We start from the raw sequence: 21,845 nt of genomic DNA, 5'->3' as shown, positions 1-21,845 counted from the left end.
AGCGGCGGATGCAATGCCTGCTCGGACGCGTGGATTGCCAGTGTTCAGAAGGATCGGCCTCACTCGGCGATCGCCGCATCACATGGGGCGCAGTTCTACGGGCCGGGTGGATCTGGGGTGGGCGTGCGCAGGGTGGTAGTGATGACGGTGTCCAGGCCGAGGCGGTGGAGCAGGTCGTAGACGTTGGCGTTGACCTCGGTCAGGCTCAGGGTGCCGTCGAGCCGGGTCAGGCGCTGGTACCAGTGGATGAGCAGGGTGACGCCGCTGGAGTCGAGGAAGCGGCTTTTGGAGGCGTCCAGGACGAGGTGGCGGCAGCCTTCGTCGATCATGCGGGCCCCCACGGCGCGTAGCAGAGGAGCGGTGTGAAGGTCGACGTCTTCGGGCAGCGCTGCGGTGACCCGGTCGCCGGTGCGCGTGGTGACATGGAGCACAGCAAGGTCCCCCGCTTTATGGGCCGGTGAACCTGCGGTCAGGTATTCCCGGCGCTGCCCCTTCCACTGTAGACCTGCAAGGCCGGCCCAGGCACCGGCTCCAGGAACATGACCTGCTGCTCTGTGCGGGCGGCCTGGCTGAAGAACCCGGCACCTCCATCGATCAGAGGACTGAAACGGGCCTCCCGGCTGCTGGGCGAGAACAGCAGTACCCCGGTGAAAAGTCTTCTGGAACAGATCGCCGACCGCATCGCCGGTCGCGCTCACGACGACGGAATCGTCCTGCTCGCCGTCCGCATCGACACCCCGAACACGGTTCGGAACAAGCTGTTGTGAAGAAACGGGGGGCTTTGCCTGACGTTTTTGGCGGCGAGCCCGTCCACCGGGGATCGCGGTATCCGGTCAGACGCGTGGCTCGGTGGTGTCCAGGACGACCTGGATGGTCTTTCCCGATCCGAGGGGGGTGACGGTGAGCCGGCGGCTGAGTTTCTGGATCAGCGGCCAGCCGAACCCGCCGGGCGCGGTGGGATGGCTGTCCGTCCTCGTCCGCGGAATCACGGGGGAGGCGTCAGTGGCGCGGACGATGAGGGCGCCATCGGTGAGATGGGCGGTGAAGCCGGTCAGCCCGCCGCCGTGCCGGAAGGCATTGGTGACGAGTTCGGAGACGACCAGCAGGATGTCGTCGGTGACCGTTCGGGGCGGGGGAGCGCGTCCGGTGGTGTGCAGGAGGTCGCGGACCTGGTCGCGGGCGGCGCCGGCGGTGGCGGGCAGCGTATGCCGCCCCTTATCAGACTCCAGCGTCGTCATGCTCGTCCGCCCTTCTCCTTCATATGGTCACCATCGCGTTTTCCCGTGCGGGCGGGTTGTACGCGGTTCACCGCCGGCGGGGCAGGGGAACGCGCGTGCGGATGAGGTCCGCGGCCGCAGGCGGGGTGGGGGCGATGGTGAAGGCTCGGGTGAGGTCGGTCAGCTCCAGCATTCGCTGCAGGAACGGAGTGAGCCCGGCCAGGACCAGGGGGACGGCGGCCCGCTCGTGATGCTGCCGGGCGGTGAACAGGGTGTGCAGGAAGGAGGAATCGGCGAAGGCGACCCCGGCCAGGTCCACCACGGTGCCGGCCGGAGAACCATCAGGGGGCAGGGCGAGGGCGTGGGCCAGAATGTCGGCCTCGTCGGTGTCGAACTCCCCTGCGACCCGCACCGTCCGTATGCCGTCGACCACGGCCACAGTCACTTCCACCTCATCGTTCATCCGGGCATTTTTACAGACCGGCTCCTCTCCTAACCAGCTCAGGGCGTCTTTCGCCACGGTCCTGCGGGCATCGCCGAACAAAGAGGCCCAAGGAGAGACCGACGTCACTGCTCCGCCGGTAGGGGCCAGTACTGCCGAGCCTGCGAGAAGGGCGATATATGGCTAATGGCGTGGGGAAGTCGTGCTGGCTTTGGCCTGACATTGCATAGGACCAGCGGATGCGAGACGGTTGCAGCCGGTCAACTATTTTCCAGCGGAAGAAAGGTGGTGGGGTACGCACGATGCGTCCCCTCCTATGTGATTCCCTCCCCTGGTACCCCTGACAGTCCGCGCGGTGGTGGTGCTCATGTCAGTACGGCGTGGAGCAACGCCCCTTATCCCGTTCTCGTCGCAGACCGCGACGGGAACATCATCGAGACCAACGACGCCGCCCGCCACCTGCTCATCCAGGCCGGCGGAGATCCGGCGGCCTGCGCGCTGCCGGACTGGCTCGCCCGCGCCCACCGGCACCTGGATCCGGAAGCCACCTCACCGCAAACCGTCTCCGGCACGGTGGCGGGCCGCACCTTTGAGGCGCATCCGTCGCCGGGCGAGGACGAGTACACGGTGTGGTGGCTGGTGGAGAACACCGACCTGCACCTCGCGGAACAGGCACTACAGAGCGAACGCGAGCGCACCAGCCTGCTGGTGGACATCTCCAGCGCGCTGTTCTCCTCGCTGAACGTCGAACGGTGTACGGAGGTGACAGTGCGCATGGCCGCCGACCATCTCGCCGATGCCGCCGTCATCGTCGCTCCCTCCCAGGGACGCCGCCACACCCTCACCTACGCCCAGGTCGGCGGAGAGGTCACGCAGAAGACCGCGCCGATCGACCCGCACACGGTTCCGGGCCTGACCGAAGCCCTGCAGGGCTTTCCCCCGGTGCCGACACGGTGGATCGATCCGGGAGACATCCCCGACTGGGCCGTCCCGCCTGGTTTCACCGGCCCGATCGGATCGGTCATCGTCACACCCCTGCCCGGCTACGGCATGCCCGCCGGCGTGCTCATCCTGCTGCGTTCCAGCACCCGCCAGGCCTTCAGCGACGGCGAAGAAGTCTTCGCGCGCCTGTTCGCCGCCCGGGCCGGAGCCGCCCTGTCCGCGGCCCGCCTCTACGCCGAGCAGGCCTCCATCACCGCCACGCTGCTGCGCGAGCTCCTGCCGCCGAAACTCGAGCGCGTCCACGGCGTGGAGTACGCCGGCATCTACCGGGCCGCGAGGGACCACGAGCGCGTCGGAGGCGACTTCTACGACGTCCACCCCGGCACCGACGCCACGAAGGAGACCTTCGTCGTCCTGGGCGACGTGGCGGGCAAGGGTCTGGAAGCAGCCGTTCTGACGGGAAAGATCCGCAGCGTCCTGCACGCACTGCTGCCACTGTCCACAGACCACCAGCGCGTACTGAACCTCCTCAACGACGCGGTGCTCACCTCCGACCACACCCGCTTCGCCACCCTGGTCCTGGCCTCCGTCCAGCGTCGCCAGGGACAGGTGCGGATCAGACTGACCAGCGCCGGCCACCTGCCCCCGCTCGTCGTCCGCACCGACGGCCGGGTGGAAGAAGCCGGTACTCGCGGCACCCTCATCGGCGCTCTCCCCGAGATCAACACCCGAAGCACGGAGGTGGTGCTGGCGCCGGGGGAGACGTGCCTGCTCTACACCGACGGCATCACCGAGGCCCGCGGCGGCCCGCTGGGTGACCAGCTCTACGGTGAGGAGAGGCTGCGGGCCGCGTTGCGGGAATGCGTGCGGATGCCGGCGGAGGCAGTGGTGGAGCGGGTGCAGATGCTGGCCTCGCAGTGGCTCGGCGGCCGTGAGCACGACGACATGGCCACCCTGGCGATCACCAACCCGGCCAGCGGACACGGCGCACTGCACATCGTGGGCGGCCACAACGACTCCCGCACGTACACCAGGGAAGGCCGATGACCACCACTACTGCGCCCCGTCCTCTTCCTGAACCGCCGGAGTTGTCCGAGCAGCTGTGGACGGCGGTGATCGGCCGGGACGAGCCGGCCGCGATGCGCCTGGTGACGGCCGCGGCCGACGCCGGAACGGACCGCGAAGTCCTGCTGCTGGACGTCGTGGCCGGGGTTCAGAACAGGGTCGGCACCGAGTGGGCCGCCGACCGGATCAGTGTGGCCGACGAGCACGCCGCCAGTGCGATCACCGACCGGGTCCTGGCCGCCCTCGCCCACCACCAGGCCCCCCGGCGACTGCGCACCCGAGGACGGGTGACGGTGGCCTGTGCGGAGGGCGAGTGGCACGTGCTGCCGGCCCGGCTGCTGGCCGAGGTCCTCACCCACCGCGGCTGGCAGGTCGACTTCCTCGGCGGCCACACCCCCACCCCGCACCTGGTTGCCCACGTCCACCAGACCAACCCCACAGCCGTCCTGCTGTCCGCCTCCCTGCCCACCCGGCTGCCCACCGCCCACAAGGCGATCAGCGCCCTGCAGTCCATCGGCGCCTCTGTCATGGCCGGCGGCCGCGCCTTCGGCCCCGACGGCCGCTACGCCCGCCTCCTGCACGCCGACGCCTGGGCTCCCGACGCCCGGGAGACAGCCGACCACCTCGACCAGGGCCTGGCGCAGCACCGCGCCGGGCAGCGTCAGCAGATCGACGATGATCTGCCCCACCTTCTCGACCAGGAATACACCCTGGTCACCACCCGCCGCGCTGCTCTGGTGAAGCAGAGCCTGGAGACGCTGGAGGAACGCTGGCCCGCGATGCGCACCTACAGCACCGCCCAGCGCGACCGCACCACCGAGGACCTCGCCCACATCGTCGACTTCCTCGCCGCCGCCCTCTACGTCGACGACGCCGAACTGTTCACCACCTTCACCACCTGGACCGCCGACATCCTCACCGCCCGTGGCGTTCCCGCCGCCAGCCTGCTTTCGGGCATGGACGTACTGGCCGGACAACTGCGCGACTTCCCCCGCGCCCTGACCTTTCTCACAGCAGCCACCGACGCGCTGCACACCACCTCCGATCACACCGGCCCGGGAATAAGCGCATGACCTACCTGCCTGCTGACCTCACCATCACCGCCCACAGCGTCCAGCCGCACGCACTGCACCTGGCTGTTGCGGGAGACCTCGACTACGAGACCGCCACCCGGTTCACTCACGAGGTCAACCAGGCACTGGACACCCACCACCAAAGGCACGGACCGGTCCTACGGGATCTGCACCTGGACTTCAGCGGGCTGACCGGCATCGACTCCAGCGCCCTGACCGCTCTGCTCGCCCTGCGCCGCCGCACCCACCCCGCGGGCGTCACCCTGCACCTGGACCACCAACCTGTCCGCGTGGCGCGCATCCTCGAGCTCACCGGCATCGCCGACCACCTCACCCAGAACGCCCGCACCTCCCACGCCGCCGGCGGCGCCGCACCGGACGAGCAGACGGAATCGGCTTCCGCGCCCTGAAGGACCCCGACCTTCGCCCCGCTTACCCGTGCGCCGATGCGAGAGCCGGGTGCCGCGTCAGACGCTGCAGGGCGCGCCGGGCATGGCTTTTGACCGTGCCCAGTGAGCCTTTTTCATCCTGTGCTGGAGGGTGAAATGGGCTGGTCAGCGGGTGTGGTGACGAGGCAGGGCCCCTGGTCGTCGGCGTGGTGATCTCACTCATCACACCGGCGACCGAAGGGGCCCTGAAGGTTTCCGTATCCTGCCACGCTCGACGTCCCCTACGAGCTGGTCGAGCATGTCGCCTGGCTGCTGCACGAGCACCGCCTGGCCTGCAACACTCGCTGGCGCAAGCTCGGCTGCTTCAGGCAGGCACTTCTCACGCTGGTTCACTTGCGGAAGAACGAGACGTTCTCGCAGCTCGGAGCCAGTTTCGGGATATCCCAGGCCACCGCCTGGCGCTACGTCGACGAGACCCTGGACGTCCTGGCCGGCTGGGCGCCCGGCCTCCACGAAGCCCTCACCGGCCTCGGTGAAGGCGACCACGTCATCGTCGACGGCACCCTGACCCCCATCGACCGGACCGGTGCGGACGAGCCGTACTACTCGATGAAACACCGCAAGCACGGCATGAATGTCCAGGTCATCGCCCGCCCCGACGGCACACCGCTGTGGTTCTCCCGCGCGACACCCGGCCGCACCCACGACCTGACCGCGGCCCGCGCCCACGGCATCGTCCAGGCCTGCCTCACCAGGCAGATCCTCGTCCTGGCCGACCGCGCCTACCAGGGCGCCGACGCCACCGTCCGCACTCCGTACAAGAACCACCACGAACAGCCGGAGCACTACCAGCAGTTCAACCGCGACCACGCTCGGCTCAGAGCACCCGGCGAACGGGCCTTCGCACAGCTGAAGACCTGGCGCATCCTCCGCCGAGCCAGATGCTCCACCCGACGCATCAGCGCCCTCGTCCAAGCCGTCCACGCGCTGCTGACCTGCAACTCTTCAGGATGAAAAAGGCTCACTGCTCCGTATCGATCGGCATGGCAGGTCACTCAGACGCCTGAGCGCGCTCCCTGAAGGTCCGCACGGCACCCTCCCGGTTCACCGCCCGCCGGCTCGTTGCCCTGCACCTTGCCAAGCCTGGTACCAGATGGAACGAAATGCCTTCCGGGCTGATGCTCGTCGTTTTCAGCTGTCGACTGTCAGCAGAGGCATTGGCAGCCGAAACGGTGATGTGGCCGGCGCAGTACTTCCACGAGCTGGACGTCAACGTCGTCCGGAAGCTGCAGGGCGGACCGGACGCCCAGGCGGGACGTGTGGGTCACACACCCGCCGCACCCCCTGGATCCATCGCGATCATGGCTTTGACCTGCGGATTTCGTACAAGTCTCCAGCGTGAACAGTGAGCGAACCCCTGACGTGACGGGTTTTGGAGGGGTCGCGCTACGTCATAGCCTCCCCGCCATGTCCGACTTCTCACGCCGTAAAGTCCTCGGCACCCTTGCCGCGGGCTCCGCGCTCTCCGTTCTGCCGCCCTCTCTCCTGACGGCCATGGCCGCCCCCATGCCGCGCGGTGGTTTTCGGGCCATCGAGCACGTCATCGTGCTGATGCAGGAGAACCGTTCCTTCGACAACTACTTCGGCACTCTCAGAGGCGTCCGTGGTTTCGGCGACCGCAGAGCCCTGCGACTGCCCGGCGGCGCGAGCGTGTTCGAGCAGCCCCGTTCCGGCGGGCCCGCGGTCCTGCCGTTCTCCGCGCGGCAGGCGGCCGTCGACGCCGGACGGGCCGAGAGCGACATCCAGTACCTCGGCTCGCTGCCGCACGGCTTTACCGATGGAGTGCAGGCCCGCGCGAACGGTTGGTGGAACGACTGGATCGCGGCCAAGGGACAAAGCACCATGGCCCACTACGACCGGCGTGACATCCCCCTTCAGTACGAACTCGCCGACCGTTTCACCATCTGCGACGCCTACCACTGCTCCGTGTTCGGCTCCACCAATCCCAACCGCAACTACCTGTGGACCGGAACCACCGGGTTCGAGCCCAACGGCGGAGGCCGGGCCATCACCAACGCCGCTTACTCCTACAGCCACGCCGGCTACGACTGGACCACCTACCCGGAGCGCCTGGAGGCTGCCGGGGTGTCCTGGCAGATCTACCAGGAATGGGACAACTTCACCGACAACGCGGTGGAATACTTCAAGCCCTGGAAGCGGATCGGCCGGAAGATCCTCACCGCTGCCGGGTTCGCCCATGCCACCACCGAGGAGTTCTACGACAAGCTCTGGGCGAAGAGCGACAGCGAGCGGCGGGCCGACCTGGCCCGGTTCCGCACCGCGGTCGATGCCCTTCCCGAGCCGGAGCGCCGACTGTTCCTCCGTGGCGCCCACCGCTCCGAGCCGGGTACTTTGCTCACCCGGATCAAGGCCGACATCGAGGCAGGGACCCTTCCGAAGGTCAGCTGGGTGGTGCCCACGGCCGCACTGTCCGAGCATCCCAGTTCCTCCACTCCCGTCGGTAGCGCCAACCTTGTCTACGACCTGCTGGACGCCATCGCTGCGGATCCCAAGACCTGGTCGAAGACTGCGCTGTTCATCAACTTCGACGAGAACGACGGCTACTTCGATCATGTACCCGCCCCTGTCGCTCCCAGGCCGGACACCGGCGATGGTGACGACTGGGTGGGGGGCCGTCCCGTCGGTCCCGGGCCGCGCGTTCCGATGACCGTCGTGTCTCCCTGGACGGTCGGCGGGTTTGTGAACTCCGAGCTCTTCGATCACACCTCGGTGATCCGGTTCCTGGAGAAGTGGACCGGTGTCCAGGAACCCAACATCAGTGCCTGGCGCCGTAGCGTCTTCGGTGACCTGACCTCCGTGTTCGACTTCGACCGCGCCTACCGGCAGCCCGGGGTGGAGCGGCCCGGCGCGGTCCCGGCGCCGATCGGCCGCTGGAATCCGGTTCCGCCCACGACGCAGAAGCGACCTGCCCAGGAGCCTGGTGTCCGTCCTACGCGGCCCTCTCCGTACCGGCTCTCGCTGCGTGCCGCCGTCACCAGCACCGAGCTAGGGCTGAAGCTCCACAACAGGGGGCGACGAGCCGCCGCAGTCACCGCCTACCCGGGAGACGGTGCAGCTCCGCGGACCTGGACCGTCGCCGGCCAGGAGAACGCAACGGGTAGCCTGCCGTACGGCTCCGAGGGATACGACCTCCAGGTGCACGGACCCGGCTGGACGCTGTGGGAACTACGCGGCACCGGCATCGGAGCCGAGGCGCACGTCGTGGAGCACGCTCATGCCCGTGGCGTGGACGTGCAGTGCAGTAATCCGTCGGGGCAGACCCGGACGCTCCTGGTGGGCGAGTCCACCCACGTACGGCACGGCAAGGACGGCGTGCAGACCGTCCGGCTGGCACCCGGCCGGAGTCGGACCGTGTCCGTACCGCTCGCCCGGCACGGCTGGTACGACATCGTGGTGCTCGACGAGGACGACCCGCGCTTCTTGCGCAGGACGTCTGGCCGGCCCGCAGACGACGGACCGGGGGGAACCGACCCATCGATCGGGACGGGGGCGGCACTGAGCGCGACGCTCACCCTGCCGCAGCCGCTGCCCGCGCTGACCGCACCGCTCGTGCAGGGCAGCCCTGCCGAGGTCGTGGTGCACGTGCGCAACGAAGGGACGAGCCGGCTGCGGGACCTCGTGGTGTCACTCCTGGCACCGGTCGGCTGGACGGCGAAGCCCTTCGGTCCGGTACCGAGGAGCCTGCCAGGAGGCGGCTCGGCGGACCTGCGCTTCACCGTCACCCCCGCGGCGGACGCCACCGCCGCCACCCTCACCGTCGCTGCCCGCGCCGAAGGCGACGGCCTGCTGCGGGTTGCGGACGCCCGGGTTCGGGCCGAAGTCGCCCACGCGGTGAGCCTTGCTCTGACCGCGCCGGCGAGTTCCCCCGACACGGATGGCTGCGCGCTGTACCCGGAAAGGCCCCTGGCCGTGACCGCGACCGTCACCAACGCGGGCAACGCCCCGCTCACCGCCCTGTCGGCGGCGCTGGCGGTACCGGACGGATGGCGCGCCAAGGCCGTCGCCGGCAGCCCGACCTCCGTTCCGGCCCGCACGTCGGTGAAGGTGGTCTGGGAGGTCACGGCGCCCGTATCGGCTGCACGCGCCTCGGCAATGCTGAAGGCGACCGTCGGCGCGCGCACCGCGGGCGGTACGGTGGAGGAGACCGGGTCGCTGGCTGCCCGGGTGGGACCGGTGATGACCGGCTACCTGCTCGCCGAGAACTTCGAGTTTCTCGCCGACCGGCTGGCCCCTGCCACAGATCTGGCCCGTCCGGGGCTGAGAGGCTGGACGCGGACCGCGCCCGAGGGATGGACGGTCACCAACGCGGCAGGAATGCCCCGGGGCACGGAAGAGCTCAACGGCTGGTCATTCCTGTCCCGGCAGTTCTGGTTTCCCGCCGGCCAAGAACGTGCCGCGTTCAACCGGTCCCTGGGCATCGTCGCCGTCGCCGACCCGGACGACTGGGACGACACAGGCAGTCCGTCCAGCCGTGGCACCTTCGACTCGACGCTGACGACACCCGCGGTCGTGGTCCCGGCAGGGACTTCGACGCTGTACTTGGGATTCGACTCCCATTACCGGCAGGAGAGCCCGCAGGAAGCCGAGGTGACCGTGGTCTTCGACACCGGCGCCACCTCCCGGGTGCTGCACTACTCCAGCGCGACGTCGGGAAACACCAACAACGGCCGCGACCAGCAGAACCGGCTCGTCACCTGCTCCTTCCCGGTGCCGACCGACGCGAGCTCGGTGAAGGTGGGCTTCAGGGTCCACCACGCTGGTAACAACTGGTTCTGGGCCGTGGACAACATCAGGCTGAGCGCCTCTCCTGTCGTCGACGCCTGACCCGCTCCGACCGTCCCGGGCCCCGCCTCCGCCCGCCAGGCCCGGGACGAAGGCCTGTTCGAGATCCACCGGGCCCGTGCGACACCCGCTGGATGTCCTGGCCGGCTGAGCACACGTCTCCACGAAGCACTCACCGGCCTCGACGGAGGCGACCACGTCGTCGCCGGCGGCATCCTGATCGCCCGAGGAGCGCTTTCCCGCAACCGGCTCCCAACGGGTCTCCTCCATGCCGGTGAGCCGGCCGACCGCGGCGCGCAGCGCGACGGCAGTGGCTTCGGCCCTGTCCGGGAGCAGGGGCGGCATCGCGGTGCCCGCGCTCGGCCGGTACCCGCCGGAGTGGCCGGTAGTGCCCTCCACGGGATGCTCCAGCTCGCGCAAGCGGTCGCTGTCGCGGCGTACGGTACGGCTGGTGACACCGAGCTGCCGGGTGAGCCCGGCACCGGACCGCTCACGGCGCGTCCGCGACAGCGACGACGAGCGCAGCGTCCGAGGAGGAAGGCCGTTCGGCGTGGCTTCAGGGCGACCCTTTTTCCACGGCCCGCCCGCGCCCCGCACCTGGCGGGTCAGGTACGGGGCACAAGGCGGGACGGTGTCAGGGAGCTACCACCAGTTCGTGCACAGCGGGGGACCAGCGGGTGCCAGCGCTGCGCAGGCGCGGAACTTCCAGGCGGACGAGCTGCTGGTGTTCTTGGCGGCACTCGTCTTCGGGGTGTCCTGGGCTCCGACGACGAAGGGGCCGCACTGCAACCAGCTTGAGCCTCCGTTGGTGGTCCAATCCATCCACACCTTGTCACCGGGGAGGGTCCATCCGTCGATCTTGGCCCAGCCTCGCTGGACACCACCGAGCGTGGCGTACTGGATGCTGATCCTGGTGCCCCCGCCGATCGTCCGCTGAGTCCCGACCGTTCCGCTGAGGTTGTCGGGGATGTCGACGAACCCGTTCGCGCCGCCTTCGCAGTCGGCGGGACTCGCTTGGGCCGGCCCGCTGACGCCGAACACCGTCACGCCCGCCGTGACTAGGACTCCGGCGACCACCGTGGCCGTGCTGCGCATGATATTTCGCATCAGTTCCCCTACTGGCATGGGCGAATGCTCCGATCCGCACCAGTCTGCGGGTGAGATCGGCGGCACAGAAGTATACTTTTGGACGATTGCGGACTATCCGGCAAAGGTCTTGAACTCCGAGCACCGGAGGGCCTTGCAGAGCCGGTGATGCGTTCGGCCGGTGAGCACCGTCGCCTCGGACGGCGCTGCCACACGACCCCTGCCACGGCCGCCCACGCCTGCCTGGCCGTCCCGCGAGCCCGGCGGTCGGATACCGGAAGAGCAGAGACGGATCCTCCCGGCTCGTCTTCGGCCTCGCCGGGACACGACGGGGCGAGGGCGGATCGCAGATGCCGGGCGGGCCCCGAGCGGTGATCGGCTCCCCCCACGTGCGAGCGGGCCGCAGAGGCCCGAAGCTCCCCAGCGCGGTCGACCGCGCAGCAAGCACCGCGTCCTCACCGACGCTCGGGGTGTCCCGCTCGCGGTGTCCCTGACCGGCGGCAACCGCAACGATTCACCCGGCTTCCGCCTCTGCCCGACAAGGTTCCGCCCATGGCCGGCGTCGTGGGCCGTCCGGGACGGCGGCCTGACACCCCGCCTGCCGACCGCGGCTACGACCGCGACAAGCACCGGCGCCCGCTGGGGCAGCCCGGCATCCGCCCGGTCATCGCCGAACGCGGGCAGGAACTCGGCTCCGGCCTGGACGTCTTCCGGAACGACGGCCAAAGGACCACCGCCTGGTCGTACGGCTTCCGCTGCCTACGGATCCGTCGGGAACGACGCGACGACATCCCCGAGGCCTTCCTGTACCTCGCCGCCCGCCCCGTCACACACAGACACGTCCGATGTCTTCATGCGGGCCTCCGAGGCGGACGTAAGCGAAACGTGAGAGAAACGTAAGCGGCAGGGCTGAAGCTGGGCACGTATCACCCCGCTCTGGACAGGAGTCCCATGCCCAGCCCCACCCCCCGCGCCGGCACGGGATCGCGCAGACGATCCCGCACGCTGGCAGGTCTGATGACGGTCAGTGTCGCGCTGGGCGCGGCACTTCTGATGCCCACGGCCGCAGGGGCGGCCGGGTCGACCAACAAGGACGCCTTCAACAACCTCGGGCAGCCGGACCGGGCCGAGTGGATGTCGGGCGTCGCCAGCGAGACCAGGCTGTCGGCGATGTCCATCCCCGGCACCCATGACACGCTCTCCCTCCACGGCGGGTCGGCCGTGCAGACGCAGGAGGACTACGGCGACAGCGCGAAGACGCTGACGGCGCAGTACGAACGCGGTATCCGCGCCCTCGACATCCGGGTCCGCGTCGTCAACGACGGTCAGGACTTCGCGATCCACCACGCCGCGTTCTACCAGAACGCCAACTTCGACGACGTCCTGGAGAAGACGCAGTCCTTCCTCAAGGCGCATCCGACCGAGACGGTTGTGATGCGTCTGAAGTCCGAGTGCCCCTACTCGGGTGCCGCGCTGCACGAGTGCGAGCACGACCCGGACACGATGACCCCGCAGAACGTCAAGGACATCTTCCGCTCCTACGCGAACAAGGATAAATACTCCAATCTGTTCTGGGCGCCCTCGATCAAGGGCAGCGGCCCGGCGACGATCCCCAAGCTCGGGGAGGTCCGCGGCAAGCTGGTCCTGGGCAGCTTCGACAGCGTCGAGGACTCGGGCTACGGGCTCGCGGGCTTCAACGACCGCAACGAGGACCACTACAACGCTTCGGACATCACGGAGAAGTGGAACCACGTCAAGAAGAACGTCGACGAAGCCATGTCCGCCGCCTCCAACATGTACGTGACGTACACGTCCGCGAACAGGGTCCCCGGCGGGGGGTCGCCGCTCTACTACGCCGGCGGTTACACGAAGGTCCAGAGCGGCGTCAGCACCGAGGTCCCGGGGGTGAACTACCACCTGATGAAGTACCTCAACAAGACACAGGGCCGCGTCGGCATCGTCATGATGGACTTTCCCGGCTGGGGCCTCGTGAACGCGATCATCGACCACAACAGGGACGATGCCCTCAGCAGCGGCAACCGGATGCTCTGGCAGGTCAAGGGTGACAAGACCTACGTGAACACGCTGTACGGACGGTGCATGGTGCGGGGCCCCGAGTTCGACGACTCCAAGACCGGCGGTCTGGTCACCCAGCGCGAGTGCCAGTCGAGCCCGCCCAGCAGCCACCAGTGGGGGGCCGAGAAGCCCTCCTCGTTCGACGGCAAGGGCCACTTCTGGATCAGGGCGAGCAACGGCAAGTGCCTGACCGTGCCCTACAACAACGGCACCCCGCCCGGCTCCGGCACCCAGATGTTCTGGTGGGACTGCGAGACCCGCTGGTTCTCCGGCAGCCAGATGTGGAACGTCGTCCCCATCAAGGTCACCACCTCGAACGGTGAACAGCAGGCCTACAAGTTCGTCAACAACTGGACGGGCCTGTGCCTGTCGATGGACCCGGCCACCGCCACTACGGCGGGCGGCAAGGTGACCCAGGAGACCTGCCCGAGCAAGTGACCCCGCAGTACGCCTCCGGCTTCCAGACCGCCCTTCCTTCCAGGAGGGCGGCCTGTTCGCGTCTACCTGAACCGCACTGGATGCGGCCCCCGCAGCACCCGCGCCGGGCCGGCGGCGGCGTCCCCGCGGCCGTGTTCACGGCCACCGCCAGGGTGATCGGCGCCGCCCGCGCCGCCGCGAGGGATGTCGTCCTCGCGGACGGCGGGATCCAGCGTCCGGTCCGGGCCGCGCGGGTGACACCCGGCACCGGCAGGCGGTCCAGGCCGGGCCGGCCCGTCTCCAGCCCGGCGGGGACTCGCGCCCGGTGACCTGGCCGGACAGGTCGCTCAGGCACTGCGCAACACCGCCATCGGGTTGGCCAGCGCGGACGCGGCCTTCTCGGACGTGCTGCGCCTGACGTTCTACGTGACCCGAGGGGCCCCGGAGAAGATCGGCGACCTCATGGCCGGCGTGGAGGCCGTGGCTGCCGAGATCGGCCTCCCGATCCCTTTGCCTCCGGCTTCGCTCATCGGTGTCGGCCACCTCTTCGAGCCGGATGTGCTCGTCGAGGTCGAGACGACCGCACTTCTGGCCTGACACCTTGTGGCGGTGCGGCCCCCGCCCTTGGGCGGAGCCGGTCGCTCTGCCTCGTGCCCCCCGTCGCAGACCCGTACGTCGCCGACGTGCTCGCATCGGTCGCATCAGAGCGTGACGCGGCAGCTCCGCCGTGGTTCGGGACCTGGCGGAGCTGTCACGTCGCGCCCTGGACGCGTTCTGGCTGCGGATCGGTCGGCTCCGGCCCGCGACGGCTGTTCTGGGCGTCGGTCCGGCAGGGGCGTGCCGTGCGTGGATCAGCGGGCGATCGATATCGCGAAGGGGCGAACCCGTTGGTCCGGATCACGTGCGGTACGAACAGGATCGCGGCCTCGGTGGCGCGGGCGGTCCGGATCCCGCCGAGGTCCGTGATCCATTCCCGCTGCCAGCCGAGGTCGCCGAGCAGTCGGCCCACCGTCTGCTTGGCCTTCGCGTCTTCGCCGGAAAGGAAGACGGTCGGGGGCCGGTCGAGTGCGGCGGGTGCGGTCACCACCGTGTAGAGCATCGTGTTGAGCGTCTTGACGACGTGGATGCGGGGGAGGGCTTCCCGAAACTGCTCGGCGAGGCTGGAGCCGGGGTGGATCAGGTCGGTCGGCAGCCCGTCCGGCCCGTCGACGGTGGCGTTGGAGACGTCCACGAGAATGCGGCCCTCCAGCTCCGGGCGCAGCGTGGCGAGCCGTTCGACTGGTCCGGCACCCGGGGTGGCGTTGATGACGATCTCCGCTGCCTGCGCGGCGACTGACGCGGCGCCCGGTGCGCGGTCCGCCACGGTCACCTCGTGTCCGGCCCGGGCGAGGGCCTTCGCGAGGCTCCCGCCGACGCGGCCGTTTTCGAGAACGGCGATCCTGGTCATGGTGATGTGGTCCTTCCGGTGGGTGCGACGGTCGTGAGGGTCGGTGCGGGTACCGCTGGAGGTGGGAGTCAGCAGGAGAGCGTGGTGACGGCCTGGGCGTGCACGCCGGGCGCCGCAGCCAGGAAGCTCTCGCTCTCCAGGGTCCGGGGACGCCCCTCGGCGTCGGAAACGCGTCCTCCGGCCTCGCTGACGAGCAGCGCCCCGGGAAGCAGGTCCGCGCGGGCACCGGCGAACTGCCAGAAGGCGTCGATCCGGCCGGCGGCCACGTTCAGCAGGTGCAGGGTGGCCGGCACGGAGGTCCGCATCACGAGCGCGTCGAACACAGCATCGCGGTGATGGAGGAGCCGATGCGCCGCACGACCCCTACCTCTCCGACGGCGTCGACAGCCCGCTCGCCGCCATCGTCGTCGGCCACCCCACGACCGGGGTCAAGGAGCAGGCGCCGGCGGCGTACGCCACCCGCCTGGTCGAGGAGGGATTCGTCGTCCTGGCCTTCGACGCTGCCTTCCAGGGCGAATCCGAGGGCATGCCCCGCGGTCTGGAGGACCCCTTCCAGCGTGCCGAGGACTTCCGCGCGGCGGTCTCCTACCTCACTGATCGTTTCAGAATGAGTTCGCTGTTGGGGCTTGGCGGCCGGGCCTGGTGGCGGCAGAGTGTTGCGGGTGTCGGATGATCTTGTGCCTGATGACCTGTGGGAACGCATCGCTCCGCTGCTGCCGCCCCGCCCGCCGCGACGTCATCGGTATCCCGGGCGCCTGCCGGCGGACGACCGGGCGGCTCTGCGGGGCATCGTGTACGTGCTGCGCAAGAACGTGAGCTGGAGGGACGTGCCCGCCGAGCACACCAGGTGCAGCGGGGTGACGGCCTGGCGGCGGCTGCGGGACTGGACAGGAGCCGGCGTCTGGCCCCGCCTGCACGAAGTGCTCCTGGCCGAGCTGCGCAAGGCCGGCCTGCTGGACATGGACGACGCCGCGATCGACGGCTCGCACATCCGGGCGCCCAAAGGAGGGCTCACACCGGACCTTCGCCGGTCGACCGCGCGCGGCCGGGCAGCAAGCACCACCTGATCGTCGACCGCCACGGCACTCCTCTTGCCGTCTCGCTGACCGGCGGGAACAGACACGACGTCACCCAGCTGACGCTCCTGCTGGACTTGATCCCCCGCATCCGAGGGCTCCGCGGGCGGCCGCGGCACCGGCCGGGCCGGCTCTTTGCCGACCGCGGCTACGACTACGACAAGTACCGCCGCATTCCGTGGGCCCTCGGCATCAAACCGATGATCGCCCGCCGCGGCGTCCCGCACGGCTCCGGCCTGGGCAAGACCCGCTGGGTCCTCGAGCGGACCTTCACCCGGCTCCACCAGTTCAAACGCCTACGGATCCGCTACGAGATACGCGCCGACCTCCACCTCGGCCTGCTGCAACTCGCCTGCAGCGTCATCTGCTTGCGACGCCTGCGAACCTCATTCTGAAACGATCAGTAAGCCGCCGCCTCGCGAGGGAATCCACCCTGAACTGGCGTGATGTCTGAACACCGACCGCTTCAATGCAACGGGTGGGACCGCTGGCTCGGACCGGGAGGGTCGAAGCTCACCCCGTTCTCGTCGAGTGCGTTGAAGACGGTAACGCGACCTGAATCGAAGGCGAAGGTGATGTCGACGTTTCCCTGAGCGGCATCCCTGCCTGTCCATTCGAGTAGCTCTGCCCCCTTGAGGGGCAGCCCCAGCAGAGCGTGCAGTCTGGGGAAAGGTTCGGGGTGCCACTGCAGGTCGAAGCCAGACCACCGGACTGGTCGGGTGGGGTCGATCATGTTCCACGTGAGGGAGAGATCGCCGAGCTTTTGATGGTTGATCTCGACCTGCTCGCCACCGAAGTCGAACAGCACCGGGCAGTCGCAGAACCACTCGTCATCCCTGAGGTCCCAGACCATCCAGACTCTCGTGAGCGTCCGGCTGGCAAGACCACGCAGACGATTTCCATGTTCTTGCACGACGTCACGACGGCCGTCCAACCATGCTGGCTGGTAGCCCGCGATGCCGAAATCGAACATGACGTCATCCTGTCAGAAGTGGCCCTCCTCGGGTCAGAACGGTCCCGAACGGCGACCAACCCGTCAACTTCTCAAACACCCCTGTCTGGACAAAACGCTCTTTTAGCTGCTTGTCGGAAGAGACGTCGGCTCCGGGGTGTCGCAGTCACCGGCAGCTGGTCACCACCGCTCCCAGGCGATGAACGGGGCTCCGCCGCCGCGGCCCGCGGTGACGAGCAGGCCGTCGGCCTCGTACATGGCGCTCACCGGGCTCGGCACCGGGTCACGGAAGTGGCGTTCGTCGGTCTCGTCACCGTCCCGTGCGTCGAGCTCGATCAGTGTGGTGATCGCGGAGGCCTGGGTGGACCACTCGCACAGCACTGTGACTCTGCCGTTGTTCACCGCCATCGCCGCTGCCGGATCGTCCATCTCCTCCGACCAGGCCCTCTTGCCGGTCTTGAGATCGAAGGCGATGACCGTGTGATGGTTGCCCTTGGACCAATAGCCGGCCAGTGCGTAGAGGCGGTCGCCGGAGACCGCCGTCTGCATCAGGCTGTCCGCGTCGATCACGCCGTCGTCGCCCTGGGAGAAGTCGATGGTGGGGTGTGGGCGGCCGTTGTCGTCGAACGAGGCGAACAGGCCCGTCACCCCCTCATTCTTGTCGGACGTCCCGATCGCCAGTACCAGCGGGTCGACCGCTTCGATGGAGACGCCCGTCGCCGGGTCGAGGGGACGGCGCGCGTCGATGGGAACGTTCCACTTCAGGGCTCCGGTGGTGCGGTCGAACGCGGCCACGGTCAGCTCGGAGACCTCACGCCTGTCACGCCCACCGGCGTCACAGGAGAGGACGGCGACCACCCGTTTGTCACCGACGGCGATCTCGTCCGGACCGCACCGATCGGGCAGTTGGGCCGTCCACCGGGGCGTGCCGGTGCGCAGGTCCAGGCCGCGCAGGGCGGCTTCGCCGCGCTCGCCGTCCTTCTTCACAGACCGCTCCTGCGCGTCATTCTCGGTCTCGCGCCGGTCCTCGGTCACGACAGCTAGGTCACCGCCCGCATCGAGGTCGAGGTTTCGCAGAGCGGCGGCATCGCTGAGATCCTTTCCGGGTTTCCGTTCCTCCTTCCACAGCTGCCGGCCGTTCTTGGCGTCCAGGGCGATGATGGTCGTGCAGGACGATGAGGGCTGCCCGGCATCGTCGCTGCCGACCGAGTCCTGGACGACGATCACGGCTCCCGCACCGGCGTGCTCGGCTCGGTCGCAGATCTCACTCCGACCCGGTGGCACGTACTCCCAGAGCTTCCTGCCCTTCTCGTCCCCGGTGAGCGCGTATCCGCTCACCGCGTCGTAGCGGCTGCGGACGGCGATGTCACCGACAACCCAGTTGTCGTCGCCGGCCGTGACCTCCGCCTCACGGTCCTCCGCGGCCGCCCATGACTTCAGCATGGCGTCCCAGGGCAAGTAACCCTCGGCCGAAAGGAAGAAAGCCACGATCGATCCGATCCCGCCCAATATGACGGCCAGGGTCACCAGTGGACCCGCTGCTCCTCTTGCCGACATCCCGCGCCCCCCAAGGCTGCACATGTCCCAAATCCTCGTGCGACAGCACCCCTTGACGTCTGTCACCGCCCATTCGGCCCCCGGCCGTACGAGCGGAGATCATCGTAGAGGTTGTCCCGTAACTGCTGGTCAGGGGCGAGATGATTTTGCTGTGTGTGAATGGGTATGGCCGTGGCGCTGGATGGGTGTCAGCAAGGACGACTGGGTCCAGACCTGCTCAGGCGGTGTAGCGATGGTGGTCACGGCTGCCATGAGGTGATCAAGCTGCTGCCGTCGGGCGCCCATCGCTGGGATAGCTGGCTGCCGTGGGCGTGCCTGTTCTCAGCGGCTGCCTCACCCGGCGTTGCGGGGCCGCAGGGTGAGACGGCAGGATGGGTGGGATCTGTCCGAGGAGGAGGCCCTGTGCGCTGCCGCCGTCCGTTGTTGTCCGTGCTGTTTCCGGTTGTCGTACTGGCCGCAGGAGGTGTCGTACTGCTTGGGGGCGACAGTTCCGTCGGCCGGGAGGGGACTTTGGACATGGCGCGGATGATGAAGATCCTGCCCCGCGGTGAGGAAGTTGCAGGGTATCGCGCGGTGTTCGCGTATCCCGCTCTCACACTGGGTCCGAACCCCGACTTCCTGTGCGGCGACATGAGTGCCGCGCTGTTGTCGCACGAACGCGCTCCAAAGGCTTCGACCCTGGTCGTCCTGACAGAGACGGGCCGCGCCCGGGAGTGGTACGAGGTGGAGTCCTACAGTTACGCCCCCGATGTCGCGGTGACGGTGATGGAGGAGATGCGGGCAGCACTGCCGGGATGCGCCGCCTACAACGCCGACTACGCCGATCTCTTCTACGGGTTCGGTCTGAAGGAGGTTCCGCCCGCGTATCCGGTGGGGGACGAGGCGCTGGCCTACCGCGTCCTGGCACCGCCGCCCGGTATGGAGTCCAGCGGCCAGATTCCCGTCCTGCCGACCGATCTGGCGGATACCGGCCGCACTGTCACGTTCGTGCGGACCGGCGGTGTCATCACCCAGTACAAGAGCCTGCCGCCGCGCCAGGTCTTCGAGGGCTTCGAGAGCCGGTTCCGGCGCGCCTCGGACGCGGCCCGCGCCTGAGGCGCGCCCTCAGCCGCCCCGGCCGCCGACCCCCGGCCGAGGAATACGCTCCGCCCTCGGTACCAGCGTGGGGAAGAGCTGTTTCCCGGATGCGGTCGGCGGCGGACCCATGGCCGGCCAGAGCAGCCGTATGCCGGGCCGGTGACGTACGGATCACGGATACGGCGGACGGTGTAATTACGCGCGCGCGGTGCACGCGGCCAAGGCCGGCCTTCCTGCTCAAGGGGCCTGGCTCAGGATGCCAGTTTCTACGGTGTCATCGATGTCCCGGCGGACGCGACAGGTCTTGGCTGGCCTGTGCGTGTCGTGATGAGCAACTTCGGCAGCTACTTCGTCACTGCTGACGTGGTGGCCGGTGAGGGGGTGACCAGCGGCGAAGCGGGCTTGACCGAGGAGTTCGTGACATGGCTCGACGGCGTCTGTACAGCGGTGGAGTGCAGCTTTGTTCCGGCCGATCTCCTCTGCGAGCCGTACGACGGACCGTCGTTCCTGGAGGCGCACCGAGACGAAGAACTGGTTGCGGCGCTTGTGGCTGCGGGCGAGGCAACCGAAGACGAGGACGAGGAGGTGGGAAAGGCGTACTGGCACGACCGGTACTTCGAGTACATGTGAGACCGCGTTTGAGATCTGCGCACCCAGCCGGTTCGCAGCCCTGAGCTCGAGCCGCCGAGCAGCGGAAAGCCAGGTCAGGGCGCTGACAGCGTTGTAACAGGTCACCCAAAATCAAGATCATTTGAGATCTCAAACGCGGTATCAGACGGACACCGCGGCCGGGTCCGGCTGAAGCGGTCATCGAGGAGTTGTCCTCGCGGTCTCGCGGTCTCGCGGTGGGGCGGACGATCCGGGGTTCAGCGGGTGGCGGTGGGCGGTGGGACGGGGGTGGCGGTGGTGTTGCGCTGTTCGTTGACGGCGATGCGGGCCAGTTTCGTCAACATCATGCCGTTGCGGATGGAGACGAGGTAGTCGACGGGGAGCCCGTGCATGCGGGTACCAGGACCTCGTAGGGGGTGCCATTCGAGGAGGAAGAGGGTGTTCTCGCCCCAGGGGATCAGGTTCATCGCGATGCGGGCGGCACCGAAGGGGTCGGCTTTCGCTTCCAGTTCGAGGCGGCGCTCGGGCTGGCAGATGCGGACGACGCAGCTGTCGTCCAGGACCAGGGGGCCCAGGCCGACCCGGACGCCCAGCCGGGCGCCCACGTCGGGCCAGTGGGGGTCGACGGCGGTGACCTGCTGCGTGCCCGAGACCCACTCTCCGTAACGGTGGCCGTTGGCCAGCAGTTCCCAGACCTTGGACGGCGGGCTCAGGATCAAACGATGATTCCGGGACACTGCGACCGTCTTTCTCACTTGCCGGAGGAGCCTGGGCCGGGTCGACCACGGTCCCGGCCGAGGCTATACGGGGATGGGTCCTGCTCCCACGCACACGGCCGCGTGTCGCTCCGTGCCGCCATAGGCCGTGAACCGGGGCGGGGCGTCTTCGGTCCTACGAGTGCTGGTTCGTCAGGGCTTGCGGTCCGGCACCGGCTCGGGAAGCGCCATGTACCAGTCCTGGACGACCAGCCAGAACCCGACCAGCGCCACAGCGACGAGTACGGCCCGGCCTGCGTATCCGGCGAAGGACGCCCCGGTCACCCATCGCCGGGGCAGCAACCATGCCGACAAGGCGATCAACAGCCCCGCGAGCACGGTCAGCGGAAGCTCCGCATAACAACACACTCCAGTCCGGACCCGCTTCGAACCCGGCACGTGCCCGCAGCTCGGCATCCGCGGCCCATCCCAGCAGCCCCACGAACCCGCCGGCCAGGGCGATGCCCGTACCGCTCAGTGCTTCAACGCGCTCTCTCACGATCATTAAAGACGCTGGTCACACAATGTGAGTTCCCCGAAAACCGCACATCTGTACAGATAGTCGTGTGCGGTGGTCTGGGCCTCCGACGCGGAAGGGACAGGGCCGGTTCAAGATGCTGCGGATCCCGGTCCGGTGCCACCGAGGGCGGCCGGGGGCGGTGAGGGGTCGGGTCCGAGCGGGGGCGCGACCGGGTCGGTGAGACGGCGAGTTCGCCGGCCGGTGTCGACGCCTCAGTGCGCGGAGAGGGGCTCGGTCACCCGGGGCGGCGGGGCACGGTGCAGGCGGGGGTTCCTCCCGGCA

Annotated in this window: 16 protein-coding genes and 7 pseudogenes; 12 read left to right on the top strand and 11 right to left on the bottom strand. The window is 68.7% G+C overall.

Annotation, left to right across the window (positions count from 1 at the left end):
- Positions 1 to 95: 95 nt before the first annotated feature.
- The 3 genes from ACWGSR_RS21820 to ACWGSR_RS21810 form a co-directional block, all read right to left on the bottom strand.
- Entirely contained in the window at positions 96 to 431 is a 336-nt protein-coding gene (locus tag ACWGSR_RS21820) for an STAS domain-containing protein (protein ID WP_366378271.1), read from the bottom strand.
- A 402-nt stretch (positions 432 to 833) separates the two neighbouring features.
- Positions 834 to 1,238, bottom strand: coding sequence for an ATP-binding protein (locus ACWGSR_RS21815; protein WP_401572676.1), 405 nt, complete (start codon positions 1,236 to 1,238; stop codon positions 834 to 836).
- Between the two features lie 67 nt (positions 1,239 to 1,305).
- On the bottom strand, positions 1,306 to 1,680 hold the full coding sequence (locus ACWGSR_RS21810) for an STAS domain-containing protein (RefSeq protein WP_366378269.1): 375 nt from the start codon (positions 1,678 to 1,680) through the stop codon (positions 1,306 to 1,308).
- 297 nt (positions 1,681 to 1,977) lie between these two features.
- Between ACWGSR_RS21810 and ACWGSR_RS21805 the strand changes: the two genes are divergently transcribed.
- The 5 genes and pseudogenes from ACWGSR_RS21805 (at position 1,978) to ACWGSR_RS21785 (ending at position 10,033) form a co-directional block, all read left to right on the top strand.
- Positions 1,978 to 3,648, top strand: coding sequence for a PP2C family protein-serine/threonine phosphatase (locus ACWGSR_RS21805; RefSeq protein WP_453568456.1), 1,671 nt, complete (start codon positions 1,978 to 1,980; stop codon positions 3,646 to 3,648).
- Positions 3,645 to 4,739 carry a cobalamin B12-binding domain-containing protein gene (locus tag ACWGSR_RS21800; protein ID WP_453568281.1) on the top strand — a complete coding sequence of 365 codons (1,095 nt, stop codon included), beginning with the start codon at positions 3,645 to 3,647 and terminating at the stop codon, positions 4,737 to 4,739. The genes ACWGSR_RS21805 and ACWGSR_RS21800 overlap by 4 nt, the downstream gene beginning before the upstream one ends.
- Positions 4,736 to 5,149, top strand: coding sequence for an STAS domain-containing protein (locus tag ACWGSR_RS21795; protein WP_453568279.1), 414 nt, complete (start codon positions 4,736 to 4,738; stop codon positions 5,147 to 5,149). The genes ACWGSR_RS21800 and ACWGSR_RS21795 overlap by 4 nt, the downstream gene beginning before the upstream one ends.
- Before the next feature lie 185 nt (positions 5,150 to 5,334).
- Positions 5,335 to 6,142 (top strand): annotated as a pseudogene (locus ACWGSR_RS21790) (transposase family protein).
- A 453-nt stretch (positions 6,143 to 6,595) separates the two neighbouring features.
- Entirely contained in the window at positions 6,596 to 10,033 is a 3,438-nt protein-coding gene (locus ACWGSR_RS21785; protein WP_453568455.1) for a phosphocholine-specific phospholipase C, read from the top strand.
- Positions 10,034 to 10,366: 333 nt separating this feature from the next.
- Here the strand turns inward: ACWGSR_RS21785 and ACWGSR_RS21780 are convergent.
- Positions 10,367 to 10,588: pseudogene (locus ACWGSR_RS21780) on the bottom strand (HTH domain-containing protein); the annotation flags it as partial.
- Between the two features lie 45 nt (positions 10,589 to 10,633).
- A complete protein-coding gene (locus ACWGSR_RS21775) occupies positions 10,634 to 11,098 on the bottom strand; it encodes a hypothetical protein (RefSeq protein ID WP_187283810.1) in 465 nt (154 codons plus the stop codon).
- Between the two features lie 144 nt (positions 11,099 to 11,242).
- On the opposite strand from ACWGSR_RS21775, the pseudogene ACWGSR_RS21770 reads away from it, so the two are divergent.
- From ACWGSR_RS21770 to ACWGSR_RS21760, 3 genes and pseudogenes are all read left to right on the top strand, one after another.
- Positions 11,243 to 11,452 (top strand): annotated as a pseudogene (locus ACWGSR_RS21770) (hypothetical protein); the annotation flags it as partial.
- A 642-nt stretch (positions 11,453 to 12,094) separates the two neighbouring features.
- Positions 12,095 to 13,591, top strand: a complete 1,497-nt coding sequence (locus ACWGSR_RS21765) for a phosphatidylinositol-specific phospholipase C domain-containing protein (RefSeq protein ID WP_453568277.1) — start codon at positions 12,095 to 12,097, stop codon at positions 13,589 to 13,591.
- Between the two features lie 285 nt (positions 13,592 to 13,876).
- Positions 13,877 to 14,167, top strand: a pseudogene (locus ACWGSR_RS21760) (Rid family hydrolase); the annotation flags it as partial.
- Between the two features lie 254 nt (positions 14,168 to 14,421).
- Here ACWGSR_RS21760 and ACWGSR_RS21755 read toward each other — a convergent pair.
- Together ACWGSR_RS21755 and ACWGSR_RS21750 are read right to left on the bottom strand one after the other, a co-directional pair.
- Positions 14,422 to 15,017 (bottom strand): annotated as a pseudogene (locus ACWGSR_RS21755) (NADPH-dependent F420 reductase).
- Positions 15,018 to 15,085: 68 nt separating this feature from the next.
- Positions 15,086 to 15,378 (bottom strand): annotated as a pseudogene (locus ACWGSR_RS21750) (inositol monophosphatase family protein); the annotation flags it as partial.
- A gap of 21 nt (positions 15,379 to 15,399) precedes the next feature.
- Here ACWGSR_RS21750 and ACWGSR_RS21745 point away from each other — a divergent pair.
- Both ACWGSR_RS21745 and ACWGSR_RS21740 read left to right on the top strand, forming a co-directional pair.
- Positions 15,400 to 15,618 (top strand): annotated as a pseudogene (locus ACWGSR_RS21745) (alpha/beta hydrolase); the annotation flags it as partial.
- Positions 15,619 to 15,679: 61 nt separating this feature from the next.
- Positions 15,680 to 16,488 (top strand): IS5 family transposase gene (locus tag ACWGSR_RS21740; RefSeq protein WP_453568275.1). Its coding sequence is split into 2 segments (ribosomal slippage): positions 15,680 to 16,028 and positions 16,028 to 16,488, totalling 810 coding nucleotides; the frame shifts between segments, so codons are not numbered across the junction.
- 71 nt (positions 16,489 to 16,559) lie between these two features.
- Here the strand turns inward: ACWGSR_RS21740 and ACWGSR_RS21735 are convergent.
- Complete coding sequence (locus tag ACWGSR_RS21735) at positions 16,560 to 17,066, bottom strand: hypothetical protein (protein ID WP_453568273.1); 507 nt, start codon at positions 17,064 to 17,066, stop codon at positions 16,560 to 16,562.
- 159 nt (positions 17,067 to 17,225) lie between these two features.
- A complete protein-coding gene (locus ACWGSR_RS21730; protein WP_453568271.1) occupies positions 17,226 to 18,572 on the bottom strand; it encodes an outer membrane protein assembly factor BamB family protein in 1,347 nt (448 codons plus the stop codon).
- Positions 18,573 to 19,031: 459 nt separating this feature from the next.
- On the opposite strand from ACWGSR_RS21730, the gene ACWGSR_RS21725 reads away from it, so the two are divergent.
- A complete protein-coding gene (locus ACWGSR_RS21725; protein WP_453568270.1) occupies positions 19,032 to 19,697 on the top strand; it encodes a hypothetical protein in 666 nt (221 codons plus the stop codon).
- 309 nt (positions 19,698 to 20,006) lie between these two features.
- On the top strand, positions 20,007 to 20,309 hold the full coding sequence (locus tag ACWGSR_RS21720) for a hypothetical protein (protein ID WP_453568268.1): 303 nt from the start codon (positions 20,007 to 20,009) through the stop codon (positions 20,307 to 20,309).
- Positions 20,310 to 20,545: 236 nt separating this feature from the next.
- On the opposite strand, the gene ACWGSR_RS21715 is transcribed toward ACWGSR_RS21720, so the two are convergent.
- Together ACWGSR_RS21715 and ACWGSR_RS21710 are read right to left on the bottom strand one after the other, a co-directional pair.
- The gene (locus ACWGSR_RS21715; RefSeq protein ID WP_453568266.1) at positions 20,546 to 21,025 is read right to left on the bottom strand and encodes an SRPBCC family protein; all 480 of its coding nucleotides are present in this window, start codon (positions 21,023 to 21,025) and stop codon (positions 20,546 to 20,548) included.
- A gap of 171 nt (positions 21,026 to 21,196) precedes the next feature.
- Positions 21,197 to 21,358 carry a hypothetical protein gene (locus ACWGSR_RS21710; protein WP_453568264.1) on the bottom strand — a complete coding sequence of 54 codons (162 nt, stop codon included), beginning with the start codon at positions 21,356 to 21,358 and terminating at the stop codon, positions 21,197 to 21,199.
- Positions 21,359 to 21,845: the final 487 nt, after the last annotated feature.

Source organism: Streptomyces sp. NPDC055632 (genome assembly GCF_053618675.1).
This window is presented reverse-complemented; position numbering and strand designations above follow the sequence as displayed.